The organism is Streptomyces litchfieldiae (genome assembly GCF_031845365.1).
GTDB lineage: Bacteria > Actinomycetota > Actinomycetes > Streptomycetales > Streptomycetaceae > Streptomyces > Streptomyces litchfieldiae.
This window is the reverse complement of sequence record NZ_JAVREL010000013.1, coordinates 28,606-50,497: the sequence shown is the minus strand read 5'-3', so window position 1 is coordinate 50,497 and position 21,892 is coordinate 28,606. Positions and strand designations below refer to the sequence as shown.

At 71.7% G+C, this 21,892-nt stretch carries 27 protein-coding genes; 10 read left to right on the top strand and 17 right to left on the bottom strand.

Annotated features, from left to right (window positions below; all coding sequences use genetic code 11):
- Positions 1-27: 27 nt before the first annotated feature.
- From RM590_RS21565 to RM590_RS21545, 5 genes are all read right to left on the bottom strand, one after another.
- The gene (locus tag RM590_RS21565) at positions 28-639 is read right to left on the bottom strand and encodes a hypothetical protein (protein ID WP_311706304.1); all 612 of its coding nucleotides are present in this window, start codon (positions 637-639) and stop codon (positions 28-30) included.
- Between the two features lie 116 nt (positions 640-755).
- On the bottom strand, positions 756-1,340 hold the full coding sequence (locus RM590_RS21560; RefSeq protein WP_311706303.1) for a hypothetical protein: 585 nt from the start codon (positions 1,338-1,340) through the stop codon (positions 756-758).
- Positions 1,333-1,884, bottom strand: coding sequence for a SigE family RNA polymerase sigma factor (locus RM590_RS21555; protein WP_311706302.1), 552 nt, complete (start codon positions 1,882-1,884; stop codon positions 1,333-1,335). Before RM590_RS21555 ends, RM590_RS21560 begins: the two co-directional genes overlap by 8 nt.
- Positions 1,885-1,888: 4 nt before the next feature.
- Complete coding sequence (locus RM590_RS21550; protein WP_311706301.1) at positions 1,889-2,737, bottom strand: class I SAM-dependent methyltransferase; 849 nt, start codon at positions 2,735-2,737, stop codon at positions 1,889-1,891.
- Positions 2,738-2,903: 166 nt separating this feature from the next.
- Positions 2,904-3,245 (bottom strand): MerR family transcriptional regulator, encoded by a 342-nt coding sequence (locus tag RM590_RS21545; RefSeq protein WP_311706300.1) that lies wholly within the window; start codon positions 3,243-3,245, stop codon positions 2,904-2,906.
- A gap of 28 nt (positions 3,246-3,273) precedes the next feature.
- On the opposite strand from RM590_RS21545, the gene RM590_RS21540 reads away from it, so the two are divergent.
- Complete coding sequence (locus RM590_RS21540; protein ID WP_311706299.1) at positions 3,274-4,053, top strand: methyltransferase domain-containing protein; 780 nt, start codon at positions 3,274-3,276, stop codon at positions 4,051-4,053.
- Positions 4,054-4,263: 210 nt separating this feature from the next.
- Here the strand turns inward: RM590_RS21540 and RM590_RS21535 are convergent, their stop codons facing one another.
- On the bottom strand, positions 4,264-5,043 hold the full coding sequence (locus tag RM590_RS21535) for an NAD(P)H-dependent oxidoreductase (RefSeq protein ID WP_311706298.1): 780 nt from the start codon (positions 5,041-5,043) through the stop codon (positions 4,264-4,266).
- Positions 5,044-5,182: 139 nt separating this feature from the next.
- On the opposite strand from RM590_RS21535, the gene RM590_RS21530 reads away from it, so the two are divergent.
- A complete protein-coding gene (locus tag RM590_RS21530; protein ID WP_311706297.1) occupies positions 5,183-6,055 on the top strand; it encodes a helix-turn-helix transcriptional regulator in 873 nt (290 codons plus the stop codon).
- Between the two features lie 207 nt (positions 6,056-6,262).
- Here RM590_RS21530 and RM590_RS21525 read toward each other — a convergent pair whose 3' ends face one another.
- On the bottom strand, positions 6,263-7,123 hold the full coding sequence (locus RM590_RS21525; RefSeq protein WP_311706296.1) for an alpha/beta fold hydrolase: 861 nt from the start codon (positions 7,121-7,123) through the stop codon (positions 6,263-6,265).
- A gap of 693 nt (positions 7,124-7,816) precedes the next feature.
- Here RM590_RS21525 and RM590_RS21520 point away from each other — a divergent pair.
- The 3 genes from RM590_RS21520 to RM590_RS21510 all read left to right on the top strand — a co-directional run bounded on the left by RM590_RS21520 (position 7,817) and on the right by RM590_RS21510 (position 9,905).
- The gene (locus RM590_RS21520) at positions 7,817-8,464 is read left to right on the top strand and encodes a DUF4360 domain-containing protein (RefSeq protein WP_311706295.1); all 648 of its coding nucleotides are present in this window, start codon (positions 7,817-7,819) and stop codon (positions 8,462-8,464) included.
- Between the two features lie 166 nt (positions 8,465-8,630).
- Positions 8,631-9,293, top strand: a complete 663-nt coding sequence (locus tag RM590_RS21515; RefSeq protein ID WP_311706294.1) for a DUF4360 domain-containing protein — start codon at positions 8,631-8,633, stop codon at positions 9,291-9,293.
- Positions 9,294-9,431: 138 nt separating this feature from the next.
- Entirely contained in the window at positions 9,432-9,905 is a 474-nt protein-coding gene (locus RM590_RS21510) for a VOC family protein (RefSeq protein ID WP_311706293.1), read from the top strand.
- 87 nt (positions 9,906-9,992) lie between these two features.
- Here the strand turns inward: RM590_RS21510 and RM590_RS21505 are convergent, their stop codons facing one another.
- Positions 9,993-10,997 carry a hypothetical protein gene (locus RM590_RS21505; RefSeq protein WP_311706292.1) on the bottom strand — a complete coding sequence of 335 codons (1,005 nt, stop codon included), beginning with the start codon at positions 10,995-10,997 and terminating at the stop codon, positions 9,993-9,995.
- A gap of 175 nt (positions 10,998-11,172) precedes the next feature.
- Here RM590_RS21505 and RM590_RS21500 point away from each other — a divergent pair, with 175 nt between their 5' ends.
- The gene (locus RM590_RS21500; protein WP_311706291.1) at positions 11,173-11,748 is read left to right on the top strand and encodes a dihydrofolate reductase family protein; all 576 of its coding nucleotides are present in this window, start codon (positions 11,173-11,175) and stop codon (positions 11,746-11,748) included.
- A gap of 300 nt (positions 11,749-12,048) precedes the next feature.
- On the opposite strand, the gene RM590_RS21495 is transcribed toward RM590_RS21500, so the two are convergent.
- From RM590_RS21495 to RM590_RS21485, 3 genes are all read right to left on the bottom strand, one after another.
- Positions 12,049-12,240 carry a hypothetical protein gene (locus tag RM590_RS21495; RefSeq protein WP_311706290.1) on the bottom strand — a complete coding sequence of 64 codons (192 nt, stop codon included), beginning with the start codon at positions 12,238-12,240 and terminating at the stop codon, positions 12,049-12,051.
- A gap of 239 nt (positions 12,241-12,479) precedes the next feature.
- Positions 12,480-12,668, bottom strand: a complete 189-nt coding sequence (locus RM590_RS21490) for a DUF397 domain-containing protein (RefSeq protein WP_311706289.1) — start codon at positions 12,666-12,668, stop codon at positions 12,480-12,482.
- Positions 12,665-13,552: a helix-turn-helix domain-containing protein gene (locus tag RM590_RS21485; protein ID WP_311706288.1), complete on the bottom strand. Its 888-nt coding sequence runs from the start codon at positions 13,550-13,552 to the stop codon at positions 12,665-12,667. The genes RM590_RS21490 and RM590_RS21485 overlap by 4 nt, the downstream gene beginning before the upstream one ends.
- Positions 13,553-13,790: 238 nt before the next feature.
- Here RM590_RS21485 and RM590_RS21480 point away from each other — a divergent pair, with 238 nt between their 5' ends.
- The 4 genes from RM590_RS21480 to RM590_RS21465 all read left to right on the top strand — a co-directional run bounded on the left by RM590_RS21480 (position 13,791) and on the right by RM590_RS21465 (position 16,328).
- Positions 13,791-13,946, top strand: a complete 156-nt coding sequence (locus RM590_RS21480) for a hypothetical protein (RefSeq protein ID WP_311706287.1) — start codon at positions 13,791-13,793, stop codon at positions 13,944-13,946.
- An 8-nt stretch (positions 13,947-13,954) separates the two neighbouring features.
- Positions 13,955-14,116: a hypothetical protein gene (locus RM590_RS21475; protein WP_311706286.1), complete on the top strand. Its 162-nt coding sequence runs from the start codon at positions 13,955-13,957 to the stop codon at positions 14,114-14,116.
- A gap of 42 nt (positions 14,117-14,158) precedes the next feature.
- Entirely contained in the window at positions 14,159-14,410 is a 252-nt protein-coding gene (locus RM590_RS21470; protein ID WP_311706285.1) for a hypothetical protein, read from the top strand.
- Between the two features lie 397 nt (positions 14,411-14,807).
- Positions 14,808-16,328 (top strand): serine/threonine-protein kinase, encoded by a 1,521-nt coding sequence (locus tag RM590_RS21465; RefSeq protein WP_311706284.1) that lies wholly within the window; start codon positions 14,808-14,810, stop codon positions 16,326-16,328.
- A 13-nt stretch (positions 16,329-16,341) separates the two neighbouring features.
- Here the strand turns inward: RM590_RS21465 and RM590_RS21460 are convergent, their stop codons facing one another.
- The 6 genes from RM590_RS21460 to RM590_RS21435 are packed head-to-tail and all read right to left on the bottom strand — an operon-like array spanning position 16,342 to position 21,886.
- Positions 16,342-17,793 (bottom strand): FAD/NAD(P)-dependent oxidoreductase, encoded by a 1,452-nt coding sequence (locus RM590_RS21460; protein ID WP_311706283.1) that lies wholly within the window; start codon positions 17,791-17,793, stop codon positions 16,342-16,344.
- A 2-nt stretch (positions 17,794-17,795) separates the two neighbouring features.
- Positions 17,796-18,056 (bottom strand): (2Fe-2S)-binding protein, encoded by a 261-nt coding sequence (locus tag RM590_RS21455; RefSeq protein ID WP_311706282.1) that lies wholly within the window; start codon positions 18,054-18,056, stop codon positions 17,796-17,798.
- Entirely contained in the window at positions 18,053-19,207 is a 1,155-nt protein-coding gene (locus tag RM590_RS21450) for an NAD(P)/FAD-dependent oxidoreductase (protein WP_311706281.1), read from the bottom strand. Before RM590_RS21450 ends, RM590_RS21455 begins: the two co-directional genes overlap by 4 nt.
- Positions 19,204-19,923 (bottom strand): GntR family transcriptional regulator, encoded by a 720-nt coding sequence (locus tag RM590_RS21445; protein WP_311706280.1) that lies wholly within the window; start codon positions 19,921-19,923, stop codon positions 19,204-19,206. The genes RM590_RS21450 and RM590_RS21445 overlap by 4 nt, the downstream gene beginning before the upstream one ends.
- 53 nt (positions 19,924-19,976) lie before the next feature.
- Positions 19,977-20,978: a proline racemase family protein gene (locus RM590_RS21440; protein ID WP_311706279.1), complete on the bottom strand. Its 1,002-nt coding sequence runs from the start codon at positions 20,976-20,978 to the stop codon at positions 19,977-19,979.
- Positions 20,975-21,886, bottom strand: coding sequence for a dihydrodipicolinate synthase family protein (locus tag RM590_RS21435; protein WP_311706278.1), 912 nt, complete (start codon positions 21,884-21,886; stop codon positions 20,975-20,977). The genes RM590_RS21440 and RM590_RS21435 overlap by 4 nt, the downstream gene beginning before the upstream one ends.
- Positions 21,887-21,892 lie beyond the last annotated feature (6 nt).

The window sequence follows — 21,892 nt, the reverse complement described above, 5'->3', positions numbered from 1 at the left end:
TTCCACTCGATCCGTCGGCCCGCCCGCTCAGGGTGTGTACAGGGACTCCAGTCTGCTGACCCGGCCCTCCCCGTCGAAGCTGATGTCGTAGCCGATTCTCGAGTTGACCTCCGGCTGCTCGGTCAGCCGGCTGACGAACTCGGCCTGGGAGTACGACGAGGCCGCGGACTCGTCGCCCATCGGGACCGCCAGCAGCACCTGGGCGTCCGCCGCCAAGGTCACCGTGGTGTACGGCCCCTCCCCGGGGATTATCTGCCAGGCCTCGTGCGGGCTGGTGACGGCCACCTTCTCCGCGCCCCGCACCTCCAGGAACGTCTGTCCGTCGCTGGTCCAGGCCGTGCGGATCTGCATGAACTGCTTGGTGCCCGCCCAGGAGGCGGCATCGGCGGACGCCGTCTCGTCGGCCGGGTCCCCACTGGCGTCGGCCGAGTCCGCGCTGTCGTCGGCCGGGTCCGTGGAGGCGTCGGCTTCGGCTTCGGCTTCGGCTTCGGTCTCGGTTTCGGCCGGGGGCGAAGTGGGGGCGTCCGCTTGCCCGTCGTCTTCGGAGGTGCACCCGGTCAGCACGGCGGTGGCGAGGGCGAGGCCGGCGAGGCTGTGGGCGGCTGTGCGGCGGAAGGCGCGGCGGCGCGAGGCGAACATGGTTCAACGTCCCCTTATGCATTGGGTGTCATCGGCATACGCGGTCTTTACGCGCCGCTCCGCGCCGAGGTTGCACCTCAACCTCAGGAATTTTTGGGGACCCGGGCGGCGCGGGCTCACTCAGTGAGCCAGTAGGCCTCCCGCAGGGACTGGACCCGGCCCTCGCCGTTGTAGTCGATCGCGAAGACCCACCGCTGCCCGGCGCTCAATTCGTCCACCAGCTCGCCCAGTTCGGTATCCGCGGGCTGCCCTCCGGCGAGCTGCCGCGCTTCCACCAGGGTGTGGCTCGGCAGCGTCAGCGTGTGCACCACGCCGGTGGGCTCCGCGGCCTGGCCGGACATGCGGAGTTGCTCGACGGTGACCCGCACCGTGTCCCCTTCCGCCACCGCGTCGTACACGTAGCCCAGTTCCGTGGCGTACTCCGCGCCCGGCCCGGGGGACGGCGGCTCGAAGGACGAAGCGGTCGGCGCCGGATCGTCCACGGGAGGCTCCGTTCCCCCGCCGGCCGTGGCCAGCGACAGACCTCCCGCGGCCACGACCACGGCCAGCAACGCGCCGCTGGCGGCCAGCGCCGCCCGCCTGCGGCTCCGGCGCTGCTCACCGCGCGCCCGTACCTCGTGCGCGGCACGGGGGACCGCGTTCCGCCGCCCCGACTCGGCGAGGTCGGCGAGCAGCCGCTCCAGTTCGATCTGGTCATCCATGCCGCACCTCCGGCAGCCCAGTCGTCCGCGTGTCCAGCTCCGTGTCGGCCAGAAGCCGTGCCAGCGCCGCTCGCCCCCGGCTCAGATGAGCCTTGACGGTACCGACGGGCCGGCCGGTCTCGGCGGCCACCTGTTCCACCGACAGGTCGCACAGATGATGCAGCACCACTGCCCGCCGCTGTGCCTCGGGAATCCGGCGCAGCGCCTCGACGAGCAGCACGTGGTCCGGCTCCGGCGGCGCCACGGCGGCGGGCGGGCCCTGCCGCCGGGCGAAGGTCAGCGCCGTGCGCATCCGCCGCCACCGGCTGACCGCCAGCCGCCACGCCACCGTGCGCACCCACGCCTCGGGCGCGTCGTCCAGATCGAGCTGGCTCCGACGTTCCCAGGCCCGGGCGAAGGCCTCCTGGACCACATCCTGCGCCTCGGCCAAGTCCCCTGTCATCGCGTAGAGTTGGCCGGTGAGCCGACCCACGCTCGCGGTGTAGAACGCGTCGAACTCGCGCTCGTCCACGCCACGGCCGCGCGGCGCATCTGGTGGTCTCATGCCTCTATGGTCGCGCCACCCCGAAGGCCTCCCGCACCCCGGCCGTTCGTGACACCCGCAGTTCCGTGAGATACCGCTTGGTGATCCGGCCTCCGTATCGCCCGTCGATGCGCCCGGCGACGCACTCCAGCAGTCCCTCCCTGGCCTCCTGCGGCAGCGCCCGGTGGCCGGAGTAGGTCCGCAGCAGCTCCAGGTACTCGGCCGTGGTGTACGTCAGATCCCACTCGTAACGCCGGAAGTCGACCGGGCCGAATCGGCCGCTGCGTGCCACCTCGTCCGCGTGATCCGAGGTGTCGACGTCTTCTGCGGCAGGAAGCCGCAGCCCCGGAGGGGTGGCCGGATCGAAACGCTCGTAGCAGGTCTGAACCTCGACGAAGAACTCCTCGCTGCCGCCCGCCACATGCTGCGTGGCGACCACGGCGAGGGCACCACCGGGCCGCAGCGCGTCAGCGGCCCTCGCCATCCGCACCGCCGGATCGATCCAGTGGAACGCCGTCGCCGAGACGACCGCGTCGAACGGCTCCGCCGGCAGTGGCCAGGTCTCGAAGTCCGCCGTCACGATCTCCACCGTTTCGAACGCGGCCAGGTTGCGCCGGGCGACGGCGGCCATGTCCGCGCCCAGCTCGACGGCCGTGATCCGGCAACCGCGCTCGGCGAGCGGCACGGTCGCCTTGCCGGTGCCCGCGCCAACCTCAAGGACACGACAGCCGGGGCCGATGCCGACCACCTCGGTGAGGTCGTCGAACAACTCCGGCGGATAACCGGGCCTGGCCCGGTCGTACAACTCCGCGTCCTCGTCGAAGGTCCGGCTCAAGTGGACACGGCGCGTTTCGTCAGGTGTGTCATCACGCATGGCAGCACATTAGGTGTGCCGTCCCCTGGGGTTGGGTGCCACGGCCGCGATCACTGGCTCCCCGTCCGGTCTTGTGACTGAGCGTGCGCCGGCACTCGGGGGGCGACCCGCTCGGCGATGAGCCGCCGGTAGCTCGGGCACTGGGTGACGTCCTCGTGCTCGCAGTTCAGGCCGCCCTCGATGAGCTGCAACGAGACCTGGGCCGCCGCGATCCTCGACCGAGCTGCTCGGCCTCGTGACGCAGGATCGTGTGCCGGGTGGCGCGGTCGACGGTGGCGGACAGGCTCCTGATGGTGTCCAGGCCGAGGCCGGCCTCCTTGGAAACGAGGATGATCGCCACGCGGGTGAGGTCGTCCGCACCGTAGCGGCGGCGCCCGCCCGCGTCCCGTTCGGGGTGCAGCAGGCCCATCGACTCCCAATGCCGCAGGACATGCGTAGCCAGGCCGAACCGTGCCGCAAGGGCGCCGATGCTCATCACGGCGGCGCCGCTGTCTTCGCTTGACTTCACGTCGACATTAAGGAGCAGCCTGGCGGCCATGTCCAGAAACCAGGAAGCGGTGGAAGAGCACCGCGACACCCAGGCCCTGCTGGCCGTCCTCGACGCGGCGGACCGGATGCCGGACGCCACCCGGCTGCGGGCCCGCTCCTACGAGTTGCTGTCTCCGGTCCCGAACTCGACTGTCGTGGACGTCGGCTGCGGCGCCGGACGCGCCGTCGCCGAGCTGGCCGAACGCGGCGTCCACGCGGTGGGCGTGGACCCCGACCCCCGGATGCTGACCGCGGCCCGGGAACGGTGGCTGGCGGCCGAGTTCCGGGAGGCGGGGGCGGAGGATCTGCCGTTCGCCGACGGAAGCGTGCGCGGCTACCGTGCCGACAAGGTCTTCCACGTGCTCCGGGAACCGGGGCGCGCGGTGGCGGAGGCGCGGCGCGTCCTTGCCCCGGGCGGCAGGATCGTCCTGGTCGGGCAGGACTGGGACGCCATCATGATCGACTCGGACGATGCGGCGCTCACGCGCACGATCGTGCAAGCTCGCGCCGACCTCCTGGGCACGCCCCGAGCCGGCCGCCAGTACCGCGACCTGCTCCTGGACGGCGGCTTCGCCGACGTCACCGTCGAGGCGCACACCAGCGTGTTCACCGATCCCGCGATGCTGTCGCTGCTCACCAGACTCGTGGAGCCCGCCTGCACGAGCGGCGCCGTCGGCCGTGATCAGGCCGACGAGTGGCTCGCCGAACAGCGCCAACGCGCCCAGGCCGACCGCCTTCTCATCGCCATTCCGTTCTTCGTGGCCGCCGCCTCCGCCTGGATGTGTTGATCGGCGGGGTTGTTTACGCGGGTGACGGGTGGCTGGCCGTCGAGTGCGGTGCGGCTGAGGACCGACCACGCCTACCAGACCCTGGCAGCGCGGCCGGCACGGCTGTGGCCCGTGCCGCCGGCTTCCACCTCACCAACGCCGCCCCGACCACCGCGGGCGACTCCGGGCCGCTCCTCACCTGGCGCCACTCGCGCTGATCATCGCCGACGGTCAGCCGCGCACGTGCAGCCCGAAACCCGAGCGGCCCGCGGGCTCCAGTCCCTCCTTCAGGTGCAGCGAGGGGATCTCGTAGTCGCCGAAGTTCTGCCGCCGGAACGCGATCGGCTCGGTCGACTCCAGAGTGAGCAGGCGCTGCTCCCAGGACTTGGCGACGTCCGGGTAGTCCTCGTCGGTCATCCGGTCGGTGCCGTACAGCACGAACGGCGGCAGCACCTCGATGCCCGGGTAGTAGAGGACGCCGTGGTGGATCGGGAACAGCAGATCGTCGATGGGGCCGTTGATCCCGCGGGCAGCGTAATGCGACTCCGGGCCGCCGGCGGTCACCGACAGCAGAGCCTTCCGGCCCGCGAGGGTTCCTTCGCCGAAGCGCTCGCCGTACTTGGTGTCGCTGTGCTCGCCGACGCCGTAGGCGAAGTGGTAGGTGAACACCCGGTCCACCCAGCCTTTGAGGATCGCGGGCATCGTGTACCACCACAGCGGGAACTGGAAGATGATCGTGTCGGCCCACAGCAGCTTCTGCTGCTCGGCGAGGACGTCCGGGGTGAGCGTTCCGGCGTCGAAGGCCCGGCCGGAGTCCCGGGCGACCTTCAGCCGAGTTGAGGCGTTGGGGCCGTAGTCCGAGGCGTCCACGACCGCCTTCCAGTTCATCGCGTACAGGTCGCTCACCCGTACCTCGTGCCCGGCCTTCTCCAAGGTGGACACCGCGAGGTCCTTCAGCGAGCCGTTGAGCGACTTGGGCTCCGGGTGGGCGTAGACGATCAGCGTCTTCATGGGAACTCCTTCGGATCGGGTGCCTTCGATGCTGGGCGCCGCGGCGCCCAGCGTTCAGGGGCGCCTCTTCCGTCGGACGGGACTTCCTGGTAACGGCAGGGCCACCTTCGCGGGCACCGCCGGAGCCATACTGGAAAGCATGGACGATCTCGCGGGCTTCCTTCGCACCCGGCGTTCCCGGGTCGACCCGGCAGCCGTCGGCATCCCCACCGACAGCCGCCGCCGGGTCGAAGGGCTGCGCCGCGAAGAGGTCGCGCACCTGTCGGGAGTCAGCGTCGACTACTACGTACGCCTGGAGCAGGGCCGCGCTACTCAGCCCTCCGAGCATGTCCTCGACGCGCTCGCCCGCGTTCTCGGCCTCGACGAGACCGAACGCGATCACCTCTCCCGGCTCGCCCGGCAGCGCCGCCGCGCGAAGGCGCCGGGCATGGGGGTCGCCCCGGCCAGAGGCCGGGGGAGGGTCCGGCCGGAGCTGCTGCGCGTTCTCGGCCTGGTCGCCGACGCGCCCGCGCTGATCGTGGACCACCGCCTGGACGTGCTCGCGGGGAACCGCCTCGCCGGGCTCCTCTACGGCCGGCCGGTGCCGGGCCTGAACATCGCCCGGCACATCTTCCTGGAGGAGGCCGAGCGCGGTCTTTACACGGACTGGGAGAAATGCACCCTCGATGTGGTCGGGCATCTGCGCCTGGCCGCCGGCAAATTCCCCGAGGACCCTCGACTGGCCTCGCTCATCGGCGAGCTGGCGATGGGCAGCGAGCGCTTCCGCCGCCTCTGGGCCCGCGCGGACGTGCGCGCCCGCACCCATGGACGCAAGGCGTACCGGCACCCGCTGGTCGGACTGCTGGAACTGCACCAGGAGAACTTCGCGCTACCGGATGAATCGGGCGTGGAGCTGCTGGTGCTGTCCGCTTCCCCCGGCAGCCCCGCCGAGGACGGCCTGCGCCTGCTCGTGGGCCTGGGCGCGGACAGCGGTGACGCACATCCCTCGGTGAACGCTCAGGCCCGCGAGTAACTCGTCGACGCCCACCCACCGCCGGGATCGCCTCAACACCTCGCGCGCCGGCCGCGCAGGGCAGGCCCGGCGGGGCACAGGTGACCGAGCGCTCCGGGTGGCGGACGTTTCAGCCGCTTTGCCGGCCGACGCCGTCGAGCACCGCCGCCGCCGCGACGTCCTGGAGACGGGCGATGCCGGCGGCGGGCCGTCGCAGCCTCTGCGGGCCTACCGGGCCCGAACGAATCGCCGGAGGTGTGCGCGCACGGTGTCGGGCTGTTCGAGCCATGGCTCGTGGCCCGCGCTCTCGACTCGGGTCAGCGGGACACCGAGCTTGAGCCCGAGCGATTCAAGTGCCGACAGCGGCCGGGGATCCTCGGCGGCGCCGAGGAGTTCCACCCGCGCGGGCAGGCACGCGCGCAGCGCGTCAACATGCTGGTCGAGCGGGTCCGCACGTCCTTCCGCACCGAGTTGACGGTTCATGTCCCAGTTGACGGGGCGGCGCTTCCGGGCCTCCCGCGCGGCCCAGTGCCGGCCGCGTTCCGGATCGGCGTGGTCGGTGAACCAGGACAGCGTGAGCAACTCGACCTCCTGATCCTCACTGCGGCGCGCCACCCCCTCCAACTCGCGTTGGCGCTCCCGCTGCGCCGCGGACATGCGGCGGTCACGTGCCGCCCGGTACCCCGCGCGCCAGTCACCGACGAACGGCCCGCACATGAGCAGCATCGCGGCCACTCGATCCGGGTGGGCCAGGCAGAACCGGCTGGCCAGGTCGGTGCCGTAGGAGTGCCCGATCAGGACCGCCTCCGGCGCGTCCCACAGGTCGAGCAGCTCGGCCAGATCGCCGACATGCCGGGCCGGCGTATGGCGGCCCTGCCACCCGGACGCGCCCGTGCCGCGCTGGTCGTAGCGGTACACGGACGCGAGGTCCGCGATCATGGTGGCGACCTCGCCCAGATAGTCGGGCAGGCCGGGGCCGCCATGGAGAAGGACAACGGGCGGCTTCCGAGGCGTGTCGCCCAGCGCCGTCCAACGTATCCGCGCCCCGTCGCTCATCGACGCGAGGCCCCCGGTCTCAGGCACGTTCACCGTGGAGAACCTACGGGTGTCTCCGCGGCGCCGCCAGTACGGTCCGGTTCCGTGGGGCGTTGAGTGGGCGTTGAGAGTCACGCTATGGCGCCGACTGGCCGACGGCGTGGGGGAGTTGGGCGAGCCCGGCGGGCCGGGTGCGCGGCGCGGGCACCCCCGCCGCCGAACCGCCCACCGGGGCTCTTCTTCCGCCACCACCCCGCGGCGGCTCGACGGAATTTACCCCTTGCCGGTTCCCGGAAGGCCGACGTGACCGGCCCACCGTGCATGTGCCACTTGCCGCTTCGGCGGGCCCGATTGCCGTTCCCGGACACTTTCGGGGGGAATGACAAATGGCGGGCGGCGAATATCGGCCGCCTTTTTCGCGTCCAGTTCGCCATCTTCCGCTGCCGCAAAGGACGTTCTACGCTGGGAGCGCTCCCAGCCTCGGGGAGCGCGGGGCCCGGAAGGGATCACACGCGCAGGACAGTGCGGCCGCCTTTCGCGCCCGAACGGAAAGAGCCGCATTTCCCTTTGCGTCCCCCGGAAGGTCGTGTGCTCAACGACCTGCCCGCTTCCGGGCGACGCTGTCGCGCCCTGCCCCACAAAGCCCCAGGGTGCCGAAAAGGGCGTGCGCCTCGAAAACCGCTTTCCCTCATCCCGCGCGATGCCGGAGACCACCGTCATCGCCATCGAACGACCGATTGGAGAGCCATGTCTGGTGTTCTTGCCGCCGGCGGGGCCGCCGTGGCGTTATTCGCCTCGACGCTTTCCGCCCAAGGCACGCCGGCGATGACCGACGTGCCGACGGAGAGAATCGAGATCAGCATCGAGACGATCAACGGCTCGGGCTGCCCCGCGGGGACGGCCGCGGTCGCCGCGTCCGCGGACAACACCGCGTTCACCGTGACCTACAGCGACTTCCTGGCCCAGGCCGGCGGCGGCGCGTCCGTGATCGAACGCCGGAAGAACTGTCAGCTCAGCCTGAACGTGCACATTCCGCAGGGGTTCACCTACGCGATCGCGAGGGTGGACTACCGCGGCTACGCGTACCTGGAGAACGGCGCGACCGCGCTCCAGAAGGCGAGCTACTACTTCCAGGGGTCCGCCGAAACGGCCTCGCAGAGCTACGACTTCGGCGGCCCGTACGACGACAACTGGCACACCTCGGACAGCACCGAGGTGGCGGAACTGGTCTACGCCCCCTGCGGCGAGGAGCGGAATTTCAACATCAACACGGAACTCCGCGTCAACCCCGGTGACTCCGACCCGAACGCCACGAGTTTCATCGTCATGGACTCGACGGACAGCGAGGTCAGCACGACCTACCACATGTCGTGGAAGGAATGCCCGGCGAGCTGAACCGGCCGGTTCACCACCACGGGCCGCGGGCCGTTCCCCGACTGATGCTCCCGCGCCTCGACTCCCGTACCGCCGAGGCGGGGGAGCATCAGCTCACCTCACCACGGATCGCGTTCGGCATTCCCGTGCCCCTGAACGCGGTCCGCAGACGATCGATTGGAGAACCATGCCTCGTGCACTTGCCATAGGCGGCGCCGTCGTGGCGACGCTCTTCGCGACGACATCCCCGTCCTCCGCTCACACCGCGGAACCACCGTACTTTGTCGACGCGCCGACCGACAGAATGGTGATCGAGGTGGTGACGGTCAACGGCTCGGGCTGCCCCGCGGGTTCGGCCGCGATCGCCGTCTCCGAGGACAACACCGCCTTCACCGTCACCTACAGCGACTACCTGGCCCAGGTCGGGCCCGACGCCTCGCCGACCGACTTCCGGAAGAACTGCCAGCTCAACCTGGCCGTCCGGGTGCCGCAGGGCTTCACCTACGCCATCGCGAGCGTGGACTACCGCGGCTACGCCTACCTGGAGAACGGCGCGAGCGCGACGCAGAAGGCCCAGTACTACTTCCAGGGTTCGCCGGAGACGGACGAGTTCTCGCACACGTTCGCCGGCGCCTTCGACGACAACTGGCAGGCGAGCGACGTCACCGACATCGAGTCGCTGGTCTGGGCGCCCTGTGGCGAGATCCGGAACTTCAACATCAACACCGAGCTCCGCGTGAACGCGGGCACTTCAAGCCCGGCCGACACGAGCTTCATCGCCATGGACTCCACGGACGGCGACGTCAACACGACGTACCAGGTCTCCTGGATGGAGTGCCCGGAGACGTAGGACGAACGGGGTGCGGTCCCCGGGCCCGGGCCCGCACCCCCATCCGGCCGCCTCGGCCACCGATGAGTTTCGCTCCCCGCCCGGGTCCACCGTTCGGCAAGCCGAGACGACCCTCCACCCGGCGAGGAGCGACACACCATGCAGAAGATCACGACCTTCCTCTGGTTCGACGACCAGGCCGAGGAGGCGGTGGAGCTGTACACCTCCGTCTTCGACAACTCCCGCGTCCTGGACATCCAGCGCTACGGCGAGGCCGGCCCCGGCACGCCGGGCACGGTCATGACCATCACGTTCGAGCTGGCCGGCCAGCGTTTCATCGCCCTGAACGGCGGCCCGCACTTCCGGTTCACCGAGGCGATCTCCCTCTACGTCGACTGCGTCACCCAGGAGGAGGTCGACGACCTGTGGACCCGGCTCACCGCCGGCGGCGGCGAGGGAAGCGAGTGCGGCTGGCTGAAGGACCGCTTCGGCCTGTCCTGGCAGATCATCCCCCGCACGCTGACCGACCTGATGTCCGACCCCGACCCGGAGAAGTCCCAGCGGGTCGTGCGGGCGATGCTCGGCATGAAGAAGCTGGACATCCAGGCCCTCAAGGACGCGTACGCGGGCTGAGCCACGCCCGACCCGACGGCACACCGGCGCCGCCCGCCCGCCCGCCCCGCGGCCGGGCGGCGACCGCGCGTTCCCGGACGGGCCCTCTTACGGCTCCTGCCGCGGCAGGACCCTGCCGGTGTACGCGTCGAGCGGGGCTCGCTCGCCCAGTGGCCGCTCCAGTTCGATCTCGGTGTTGATGGGAACGACCACGGTGGTGCAGATCCTGTCGGGATCCCGCTCGCCGACTCCCGCCACGTCGAACGCCCCGAAGACGACGGCGGTCCCGGTCTCCAGCACCTCGACGTCGATCGCGTCGTCACAGCCGCCCACTCCCGAACGCACCGTCACTGTCCGCCCGTTGTCGGAGACCGACTCGATGAGGTCCAGGGGCTCCGGGTGGTTCTCCCCGCCGTCGTCTTCCACCGCGTCCACGGGCGCGCCCAGCGGCGGCTCGTCCGACCCCGGCGGTGGCGGCGTCTCCCCGGCCGCCCACCGCCGCTGCGCGTCCGATCCCTCCCAGGCCCCGGCCACCTCCCGCAGACGCAGTGCGGAACGCCATTCCTCCGCGTAGCGCAGCAACTCGCCGGTGTACGCGTCGAGTGGGGCTCGCTCGCCGAGCGGCTCCGCCAGCTCGACCACGGGGAGGGCGTAGAGCCCCTGCTCGGTGCAGGACTCGTCCGGGCCCTGGGGATCCCCGATCAGCGCGCCGAAGACGACGCTGGTGTCGGTCTCCAGGACCTCGACGTGGATCCCGCTGTCACACGCGCCGTGCGGGACGCGCAGCGTCACGGTGCGACCGTCGTCGGACACCGCCTCGATCAAGTCGGTCGGCGTGGGGCGGTGCGGGCCGCCGCGGCGGGCCGGCTCGTCGACATCCGCCGCGGGCTGTTGTTCCGCGTCGGGCGGTGGGAGGTCGCCGGTCTCCCAGCCGCGCTGTGCGTCGGAGCCTTGCCAGGCGTCGGCCACGTCCGGTAACCGCGTGTCGTCGTACGCCATGCCGCCGGCGTCGCGGTGTCGCTCCGTCGTCGGCTCCCGCCCACAGGCGGACAGCGCCAGGGCCAGTGCCAGTGCCGCGATGGCGGCGGCGGTGGCGCGCACTCGTCTCGTCATGCCCCTCCGACGGAGCGGCCGACGAACCGGTTCCTGTCGTGTCGCGCCGGTTTCTGGTCGGATGGTCGAGCACACCGATGAGTTCTGCCGCGATCCGTGGTCAGTCAGGGTGTGATGGGCTGGGACCGGCCGAGCCGGCCGGCACCGGCCACGAGTAACTGAGGAGATTTCTGAGATGCGCACCCTGATCAGCACCGCTTTCGTTTCGCTCGACGGCGTCGTGGAGGCCCCGGGCGGCGAGCCCGGCTACCGGAACTCCGGGTGGACCTTCAAGGACGTCGAGTTCCTCCCGGAGGCGTACGAGATCAAGAGCCGGGAGCAGAAGGAGGCCACCGCGCTGATGATGGGCCGGGTCAGCTACGAGGCGTTCAGCCCCGTCTGGCCGGGCATGGTGGAGGAGTTCGCCGACTACAACGCGATGCCGAAGTACGTCGTCTCCACGACCCTCACCGAGGCCGATCTGGTGGACAACTGGGGCGAGATCACCATCCTGCGCACCCTCGACGAGGTCGCCGCGCTCAAGGAGACCGAGGGCGGCCCGATCAGCATCCACGGCAGCGCCGCCCTCAACCGGAGCCTTTCCGACGCCGGCCTCATCGACCGCTACCACCTGCTCGTCTTCCCGCTGCTGCTCGGCGCGGGCAAGCGGCTGTTCAGCGACGCGGACAGGGACACTCAGAAGCTGAAGCTCGTCGAGCACGAGGCGTACGCCAACGGCATCCAGAAGAACGTCTTCGACGTCATCCGCTGACGATGCGCCCCGGGGCCGGGTGGCCCTGTCAGTACCTGCCTTGTGGATACCTGCCTGGTCAGGGCACTTTCCGGCGCCCCGCGAGGCCGTCTCGGCTGGTGTTCTTGGTGAGGGAAGAAACGGCGACCGGCCGTCACCCGGAATCTCTCACTCACCCCGGAAGGTGTGCAGCATGACCACGCAGACTTCTGTCCGTCCCCTCGCCGGCCGCGTCGCGGTCGTCACCGGCGCCTCCAGCGGCATCGGCGAGGCATCGGCCGCCCATCTGGCCGAGCTGACCGCCGCTGCCGCGGGCCGCGCTCACTCCGGCAGCGCCGGCTCCCGGGCCAGCTCGCACAGGGGAACGGGCGCCGCCAGCGGGCGGGACGCGGTGGCGCGCAGTTCGGCCTCCGCCGGGCGGTGGCCGGTGAGTTCGGCGGTGAGGGCGGTGTCGCCGGTCCAGGACATATCGGCCTGGGCCGGGGCGGCTGCCAGGCCCGTGGCGAGTGCCACGGCGGCCGCGGGACTTGGGGGCCTGACGCGGAAAGCGGCTGACGGGACTGACCCCGCCCGGCGGCCTGTTCCTCCTGGCGAGAGTCGACGGCGTACCGGCGGGCTGCGCGCCGACGTTCGGACGCCGTCCCCGGGCATCGGCGAGATGGCGTCCTCGGACACCAGGTGCCGGGACAAGGAACCGACCCGTTCGGCCCGCACTCCGTGCGTGGGCTGAACGGGTCGGTTCCTTGTGAGACTTACTTGATGCCGTTGACGAACGCCGCCCACGCATCGGCCGAGACGACCAGGTGCGGGCCGTCCGCGATCTTGCTGTCCCGTACCGGGACCGCGCCGACCAGCCCACGCGCCACCTCGACGCACTGCCCGCCGTTGCCGCTGTAGCTGCTCTTGAACCAGTCGAGAGCGTCAGTCGGGTGGGTGCTCATTCCAGCTCCTCAGCAATCTTTCTGATCATGTCCACAGAGTCTCGTGGTGGCAACGCACTCGCCCGCAGCCGCTCATTGATGTCGCGAGTGCTGCGCACATACGCCTGGGCCTGTGACAGCCGACCGCCCAGCGGTCCGTCCGTCCACAGCGTATCCGGAGTGCCATCGGCGAACGTCAAGATCGTGAAGGCGGGCGTATGCGCGGCCTCCCCGCCTGCGGTCAACGGCAACACCTGAACATCTATTCCCGGGCTGGTCGCCACATCGAGCAGGTGCCGCAGTTGCGCGCCCATAACTGCCGGGCCGCCGACGACTGTTCGCAGACACGCCTCGTGGATCACCGACCAGAGCTGGGGGCGCGGCGTGGCCGCGAACGCATCGCGGCGGCGCCGCATGCGCGCCTTCACCATGCTCTCGACGATCTCGGGTGGCTCCGCCGGGTTGCCCGCCCGCAGAATCGCGCGGGCGTAGTCCTCCGTCTGGAGCACCCCGATCAGGCAGTGCACCGACCAGTCGAGGATGCGGGCGGCGCGCGGCTCCAGCTTCAGGTAGGGCACGAACCAGGTGGGTGTTTCCGTCTCCTCCAGGCGGCGGCGTAGCCGTACGAACAAGCCGCCGGTGCCCAACACGACATCGAGCCGTTCGGCGAAGGTGTTCGACGGCAGGATGACGCCGTTCTCCACCTTGCTGACGTACGCGACCGAATAGCCGGTGCCGTCCGCGACGTGCTTCTGTTTGAGCTTCCGCCCCTCGCGGGCCAGTCGCACCTCGGTTCCAAAGTGGCCGAGGGCGCTCAATTCGGCGCCCTGGGCAGCTTCCACAGCCCGCTGAGCTGGCAATTTCGGCATCTCACCCGCCAATTGAGTTGAGAAGAATGGGTTCAACGTTCTCATGTCATGCCGGAAAGGTGTTGGCTATGTAGTCACCACGACACGGAGCGTTGGAGAGTTGGGAGACCGTCATGAGATCACATCTGACACGCAGGTGCACGGCAGAGGCCGACCCTTCGCTCACTGACCTGGGAACGGCCTCGAACTCGAACGGAATTACGCTGCCGACTCCGGGCCTCGACGCCGCCTCGACGGCGTCGTCCGGGACCGGTCGCATGATTGAACTCGGCCGATGCAACCTCGACACCGCTCGCGCCATCGCCGCCGCGCCGTCCCGCCCCTGAGCCGGGCGGCGCGCTGGCTCGGTGCCCGAGCCGGTCTCCTGTTCATTGCCATCAACCTGGTCGCCCTGCTGAGCCTGCTGCTTCTCGCGATGACCAACCCGTAGGAGGTCCCGTGTCCGGATGCCCCCACACCGGCCGCCTGATCGCCCGTGAGGACGGCAAGCACTGCGAGGACTGCGGCGCGTTGATCTACGCGGCGTCCGCGACCCTGCCCGGTGAGACCCCACCCCCGGCGCCGCTGCCGGACCAGCCGCTGGCGGACGCCGCCTCCTAGCTCCCGCCGGGCCACTACCAACCACCGCCACTGGAGGCTCTGTTGACCGCGCACCTCATACCCAGCCACCAGCACTATGCCGTCGTGGGCGTGGAGGTCGACGCCAGCACCGTGCGACGCGACGATCAGGTCGTGATCGGCGGCCAGGCGCTGACCGTGGCCGACATGACCACCCTCCCGCGCGGCGCGAAGCGCCTGCACTTCGCGAGCGGCGAGACCTTGACCATGCGACGCGACACCGTCCTGTGGGTCACCCGCCGTTTCGACCCACGCCTGCGTCGCCGGGTGCGCTGACCACGCGGGGGGACATGCCGGTGGTGTCCAGCCACCGTCCCCGGTCGCTCAGCTCCTCGCGCATGATCTTGTCGAGGAGCGTGTAGTGCAACGCGACATGGTCGCGGGCGGGGTCTTGCCGGCCCCCGGGACTCCCGAGATGATCAGGCGGCCCGGCAACCGTTCACCAAACGTCGGCACGTTCTTCGGCTCCGGGACACACCGCCGAGCCGTCACTGAGGGGCCGATCACAGCGGCCGGGAACCGCCATGCGGCGGATGGCGTCATGCAGATACCGAATCGGCCACCCACATGGCGCGATCTTCACTGGCGACAGCCGGTGCGTCCGTCAGCTTCCCCGGACCGTGTCCCGTGGCGGGCCGAGTGGCCATGACTGTCGTTCTGAGGGGATTCGACGATGACGGAGTCGCCGGGGCTGGGTGATTGGCGTCAGGTGGGTCCGTACCGGTTGGTGGGGAGGCTGGGGCGGGGTGGGATGGGGCGGGTGTATCTGGGCCGTTCGCCGGGTGGGCGGCTGGTGGCGGTGAAGGTGGTGGCGGAGGAGCTGGCCGGGGATGTGGAGTTCCGTCGTCGTTTCGCTCTGGAGGTGGCCGCCGCTCGTGGGGTCGGGGGTTTTTACACGGCCCAGGTCGTTGACGCCGACCCTGACGCGAACCCGCCCTGGCTGGTCACCGCTTACATTCCCGGGCCTTCGCTCCAGCAGGCCGTCGCCGCTCACGGGCCGCTGCCTCCCAACGCCATCCGTGTTCTTGGCTCCGGGCTGGCCGAGGGGCTGGCCGCCATCCACGCCAGTGGTGTCGTTCACCGTGACCTCAAGCCCGGCAATGTCATCCTGGCCCACGACGGTCCGCGCGTCATCGACTTCGGTATCGCCCGTGCCCTGGACGCCGTCCAGCATTCCACCGGGATCTTCGGCACACCCGGGTACATGTCACCCGAGCAGGCCCGCGGTCACCCCACCGGCCCGGCGTCCGACATCTTCTCCCTCGCCTGCGTCCTCACCTACGCCGCCACCACACACAGCCCCTACGGAGAAGGCATCCCCGCGGTCGTCCTCTACCGGATCATCCACGAAGAGCCCGACCTGACGGACCTTCCCTCCGAACTCGCTCCCTTCATCAAGGCATGTCTGGCCCGGAATCCCTCCCAGCGGCCACTCGTTGCCGATGCCCTTCGTTACCTGACCACATCCGCCGCGGACCCGCAGTGGCTGCCCGCCGGGGTCAGCGCGATGATCAGCGAACACGGGGCGGCATCGCTGGTGTTGCGGAACGGGGCGGCCGACGACAACGTGGCCGAAAGGGAGCCGAGCAGCGGCGGCCTCGTCACTGGTGGCGACGTCTCCCGGCCGGCCGGGTCGAGACGGCGGCGAAACGTCGTGACCGCTGCTCTCGGTCTCGGCCTGGCGATCAGCACGGCCGTCGTGTGGATCACGGCGTCCGTGCTCAATTCTCCCGATCCCCCTGACGACAACGCCGGAGAGACCCCCGGTGCCACGCGGAGCACCACCAGCACCAACCCGTGCGACGTGATCGACAACACCATCATCGGCGATCACCGACTTGTGAGCACGGGCACCCCGGGCGGGTACGAAAGCGGCTCGGACAACGTGGCGACCTGCACGTGGCGAACAGCCGATTTCGGCGATGCCGACAGCCGTGGCTCCTATACGCTCGCTTACGCGCCGTCCCCGATGGAAACGATCTCCGACCCCGAGCCGGACCCGGTGGATCTATCCGGAATCCCCTCCGCGACGGCCTACTCCAACGACTCCGATACCGCCTGCGAGGTTTCCTGGAGGACGTCGTTCGGGTACGCGACCGTTTTCGCCAGCGAGCCTTCCAACATCATCGGCGGACTGAGCTGCGTCACTGTTGCGGACTTTGCCAGATCGGTCTTTCCCAAGGTCCCCGAGTAGGCCCGCCGCCTGGTCAGGTGGACGGGAACAACCGGGCCTCCCGGGCCAGCTCGCACAGGGGAACGGGCGCCGCCAGCGGGCGGGACGCGGTGGAGCGCAGTTCGGCCTCCGCCGGGCGGTGGCCGGTGAGTTCGGCGGTGAGGGCGGCCGTCGCGAAGCCGCACATCCGGCCCTGGCACCAGCCCATGCCGGTGCGCGTCAGCATCTTCACCGTCCGCGCGTCCCCGGCGGCCAGCTCGTCGTGGGCGGCGCGCACGGCGGCGCACTTCACCTCCTCGCACCGGCAGACGACGGTGTCGTCGGTCAGCCACCGCGTCCAGCCCGCCGGTACGGGGTGGGCCAGGTGCATGGCGCGGGCGAACGCCCGGTGCGCGCGGATGGTGGCGCGCAGCCGCCGCGCGGGGGCGGTGTCCGTGGCGGCGCCCGCGGCGGCCAGCCCGGCGAGGGTGCCCTCCGCGACGCCGAGCGCCGCGCCGCCCACGCCCGTCGCCTCGCCCGCGGCGTACAGGCCGGGCACATCGGTGCGCTGGTCGGCGTCCACGGCCGCCACCAGCGAACCGTCGGCGTCCACCCGGGTGGCGGCGCCGAGTTGGAGGGGCAGCTCCAGCGAGGGCGTGAACCCCCAGCCCAGCGCCACGAGATCGACCGGCACCTCCGTGCCGCCCGGGCGGGGCGTGCCCGTGGCGTCCAGCGAGGTGCGCCGCACCGCGCGCACCCGGTCCTCGCCCAGCACGGCGGAGACGACGGTGCGCGTGCGGTAGGGCACGCGGTGCCGGGCCAGCGCGGCGGCGTATCCGGCGCCCTCGGCAAGCTTGGCCGGCACGCGGGCCACGGCCGGGAGATGGCGGGTCCAGGCCAGCGGCGAGCCGGCCTCCCAGACGCCGACGACCTCGGCGCCCGCCTCGGCCAGGCCGGCGGCGACCGGCAGCAGGAACGGCCCCGTCCCGGCGACCACCGCCCGCCGTCCGGCCAGCGTGCGCTGGCCCTTGAGCAGCGCCTGCGCGCCGCCGGCCGCCATGACCCCGGGCAACGTCCAGCCGGGGACCGGGAGATGGCGGTCACCGCCGCCGGGAGCCAGCACCAGGCGGCGGGCCCGGGCCGGGCCCGGCAGCGGCTCGACGCCGTCGTGGGTGGGCGTCGTCTCGATCAGGAAGCCGTCCTCGTCCCGGGTCACCAGCCACACCTGCTGCCCGGGGCGGTAGGCGAGGCGGCCCCGCCCGGCGTGGTCGCGCAGCGCGCGCCGCAGCGCCGTGAACGTGCCCCAGCCGGACCGGCCGTGGCCATCCTCGCCGCCTCCGTCCGGCGGGGTCGGGGGGTGCCGCCAGAACTGGCCGCCGGGCCGGTCGGCCGCGTCCAGCAGCAGCACGGCGCGGCCCCGGGCGGCGGCCGTCACCGCGGCGGCCAGCCCGGCGGGTCCGGCGCCCACGACGGCCACGTCGTATCCGGGCTCGGGCGGGGCGTTCATCTTCAGTCCTCCCAGGTGCTGGCGGTCAGCCGCATGCCGTCGCGGACGGGGACCAGACAGGCGCGCTGCCCGGGCCGGCCGTCCACGGTGATCAGGCAGTCGAAGCACATCCCGATGCCGCAGAACAGCCCGCGCGGCCGGCCCTCGCCGCGCGTGGTGCGCCAGGCGGTGATGCCGTTGCCGACGAGCGCGCCGCCCACGGACTGGTCGGCGCGGGCGGTGAGTTCGCGGTCCTCGAAGAAGATCCGCACCGTGTCGCTCATGCGACGAGCCCCTTTCGGTCGGGCGCGAACGGCGCCAGGTCCAGCGCGGTGGGGGCGCCGGTCAGCGCCTGGGCGAGGAGCAGGCCGGTGCCCGCCGACAGCCCTATCCCGGCGCCCTCGTGGCCGCCGGCGTGCCACAGTCCGGGCAGCCGCGGGTCCGGGCCCAGCACCGGCAGATGGTCCGGGCAGTAGGGGCGGAACCCGTGGTAGGCGCGGATCGCCCGGACCTGGGCGAGCGCCGGGAACAGCTCCAGCGCGCCGCGCGCCAGCCTGGCCAGCGCGGCGCGCGAGGGCCGCCGGTCGAACCCGACGCGTTCCCGGGTGGAGCCGATGAGCACGGTCCCGGCCGGGGTGCCCTCGACGACGGGCGAGGACTGGAGCGCGGCGTCCGAACTGCCGACGTCGCCCACGTATTCGGCGGCGTACACCTTGTGCCGGATGAGCGGCGGCAGCGGCTCGGTGACCAGCACGAAGCCGCGCCGGGGCAGCACCGGCACCTCGACCCCGGCGAGCGCGGCGACCTCACCCGCCCAGGTGCCGGCCGCGTTGACCACGGCCGGGGCGTGCACGCGGCGGCGCGGGGTGCGCACGCCCGTGACCCGGCCGCCGGGCGCACGCACCGCCGTGACGGGCTCGTGCGGCAGGACGCGGGCGCCGTGCGCGCGGGCCAGCCGCAGCAGATGGGCGACCAGCAGGGCTGGCTGCACCTGCGCGTCCTCGGGGTAGTAGGCGCCGCCCGCCAGCCCCGGGCGCAACTCCGGTTCCAGGCCCGGCAGATCGTCCGGTCCGGCGTCCTCCACCGCGACCCCGGCGGCCCGTTGCCGCGCGGCCAGTGCCCGCAGGTCGGCCAGCGAACGGCCGGAGGCGGCGACCACGACGCCGCCCTTGGCCTCGAACTCCCAGTGGTGGCCGTGCTCGGCGAGGTCCTCGCGCCACACGCGCTGGGAGTAGCGGGCGAGGTCCAGCTCGGGGCCGGTGTCCTTGTCGGAGACCAGCACGTTGCCCTCGCCCGCGCTGGAGGTGCCGCCGCCGGGCGCGCCGCGGTCCAGGACCACGACGCGCAGGCCGGCCCGGGCGGCGAAGTACGCCGTGGCGGCGCCCACCGCGCCCGCGCCCACGACCGCCACCTCGCAGGTGACGTCGCCCGTCATGGGGAGCCGTCCTTCCCGGCCGCCGGGCCGGGCGGCGCGTCGTCGGCGGTGCCGCGCGCCCACTTGCCCCGCACATGGCCGATGTGACGGACCATCAGCGCCTCGGCGCCCGCCGCGTCCCGGGCCTCGATGAGGTCCAGCAGCTCGTGGTGCTCGTGCGCGGAGGACTCCAGCCGGCCGGATTCCAGCAGCGGGGTCAGCCCCAGCAGCCGGGTGCGGGAGCGCAACTCGGAGACTATGGCGGACAGTTGCTTGTTCCCCGCATAGCCGAGCAGCTCCAGGTGGAAGATCCGGTCCGCGTGGATGTAGGCGACGAGGTCGTCGTCGCGCACGGCCTCGACGATGGCGTCGGCCAGCTCGCGCAGCCGGGGGAAGTCCCCGGCTGGCACGGCCGGCACGATGTCCCGCACGGTCGGCGGCTCCAGCAGCAGCCGGACATGGGTGACGTCATCCAGCTCCTCGTCGGGCACCACCCGCACGCGGTAGCCCTTGTTCGGCAGCGCCTCCACCATGCCCTCGCGCACCAGGTCGAGCATCGCCTCGCGCACCGGCGTGGCGGAGATGCCGAACATCGTGCCGAGCGTGGGCGCGGAGTACACCGCGCCGGGCTTCATCTCCCCGGAGATCACGGCCGCGCGCAGCGCGTCGGCCACCATCTCGCGCAGCCGCTCGCGTTTCGTCAAAGGCTGCAGCCCCGCGATCGGCGCTGTTTCCATGTTCCCCTCCGAAGCCATCCGTTGATCCCTCTCCCCGTACCGCTACAGCGTTCTTACAGCAGGAAGCCCGCCGGGAACGGATCGGTCGGGTCGAGCAGGTACTGCGCCGTCGCCGTGATCCACGCCCGGCCGGTGATCGTGGGAACCACGGCCGGGCGGCCGGCCACCGTGGTCTCCTCGATCAGCCGGCCCGTGAACCGGGTACCGATGAACGACTCGTTGACGAAGTCGGTGTCCAGCGGAAGCTGTCCCCGGGCGTGGAGCTGGGCCATCCGCGCGCTGGTGCCGGTGCCGCAGGGCGAACGGTCGAACCAGCCGGGGAAGATGGCCATGGCGTGCCGCGAGTGGCGGGCGGTGGAGCCGGGCGCCTCGAAGTAGACGTGGTGGCAGCCGGTGATGTCCGGGCGTTCGGGGTGGACGGGGCGGTCGGCGGCGTTGATGGCGTCCATGATGGCCAGCCCCGCCTCGATCATCCGCCCGCCCGCGGCGCGTTCGAAGGGGATGCCGACGTCGGCCAGCCGCACGACGGCGTAGAAGTTCCCGCCGAACGCCAGGTCGTGCGGGACCGGGCCGAGGCCCGGCACCTCCACGACCCGGTCCAGGCCCACGGCGAACGACGGCACGTTGGTGATCGTCACCGAGCGGGCCGCGCCGTCCTCGACGGCGACCCGAGCGACGACGAGGCCCGCCGGGGTGTCCAGGCGCACGGTGGTGACCGGCTCGGTCACCTCGACCATGCCGGTCTCCACCAGCACGGTGGCCACCCCGATCGTGCCGTGCCCGCACATCGGCAGCACGCCGCTGACCTCGATGAACAGCACGCCCATGTCGGCGTCAGGCCGGGTCGGCGGCTGGAGGATCGCGCCGCTCATCGCGGCGTGCCCGCGCGGCTCGTACATCAGCAGCTTGCGCAGGTCGTCGCCGTGCTCCAGGAACCAGGAGCGCCGCTCGGCCATGGTGGCGCCGGGGAAGACCCCGGCGCCACCGGTCACGACGCGCGTCGGCATGCCCTCGGTGTGCGAGTCGACGGCATGCAGGACACGGGTGGACCTCACCGGTACCCCTTCGCGACCAGCGCCTCGGTGTCCCGCACGATGCTCGCGGCGACTTCGGGCGCCAGCGGGGCGCGCGGCGGGCGGCAGGCGCCGCCCCGGCGGCCGACGACGTCCATCGAGAGCTTGATGGCCTGCACGAACTCGGTCTTGGAGTCCCAGCGCAGCAACGGGTGCAGGTCCCGGTACAGCGGCAGCGCGCGGGCGATGTCGGCCGGGTCGCCGGAGGTCGCCAGCCGGTACAGCTCGACGGTGCTCACCGGCAGCGCGTTGGGGTAGCCGGCGATCCAGCCGACCGCGCCCGCGAGGCCCAGCTCCAGCAGCACGTCGTCCGCGCCGATGAGCAGGTCCAGGCCGGGGGCCAGCTCCCGGATCTGGTAGGCGCGCCGCACGTCCCCGGAGAACTCCTTGACGCCGACGATCAGTTCCTCTTCGAACAGACGGGCAAGCAGCTCGGGGGTGAGGTCCACCTTGGTGTCGATCGGGTTGTTGTACGCGACGACCGGCAGGCCGACCTTGACGACCTCGCGGTAGTGCTCGACCACGGTGGCCGGGTCGGCGCGGTAGGTGTTGGGCGGCAGCAGCAGCACCGACGTGGCCCCGGCCAGCGCCGCCTGCTCGGCCCAGCGGGCGGCCTCCAGCGCGCCGTACGCGGCGACGCCCGGCATCACGCCGAACCCCTCCGGCGCGGCGGCCACGGCGGTCTTGACGACGGCGGCGCGCTCGGCGTCGGTCAGCGTCTGGTACTCGCCCAGTGAGCCGTTGGGGCAGACGCCGTCACAGCCGTTCTCGGCGAGGAAGCGGACGTGGTCGGCGTAGGCGTCGTGGTCGACCTCCCGGTCACCGGTGAACGGCAGGGCGGTGGCGACGTGGACGCCGCGCCACGCCTTCGGCGGGGCGGTGGTGCTCATGGATCT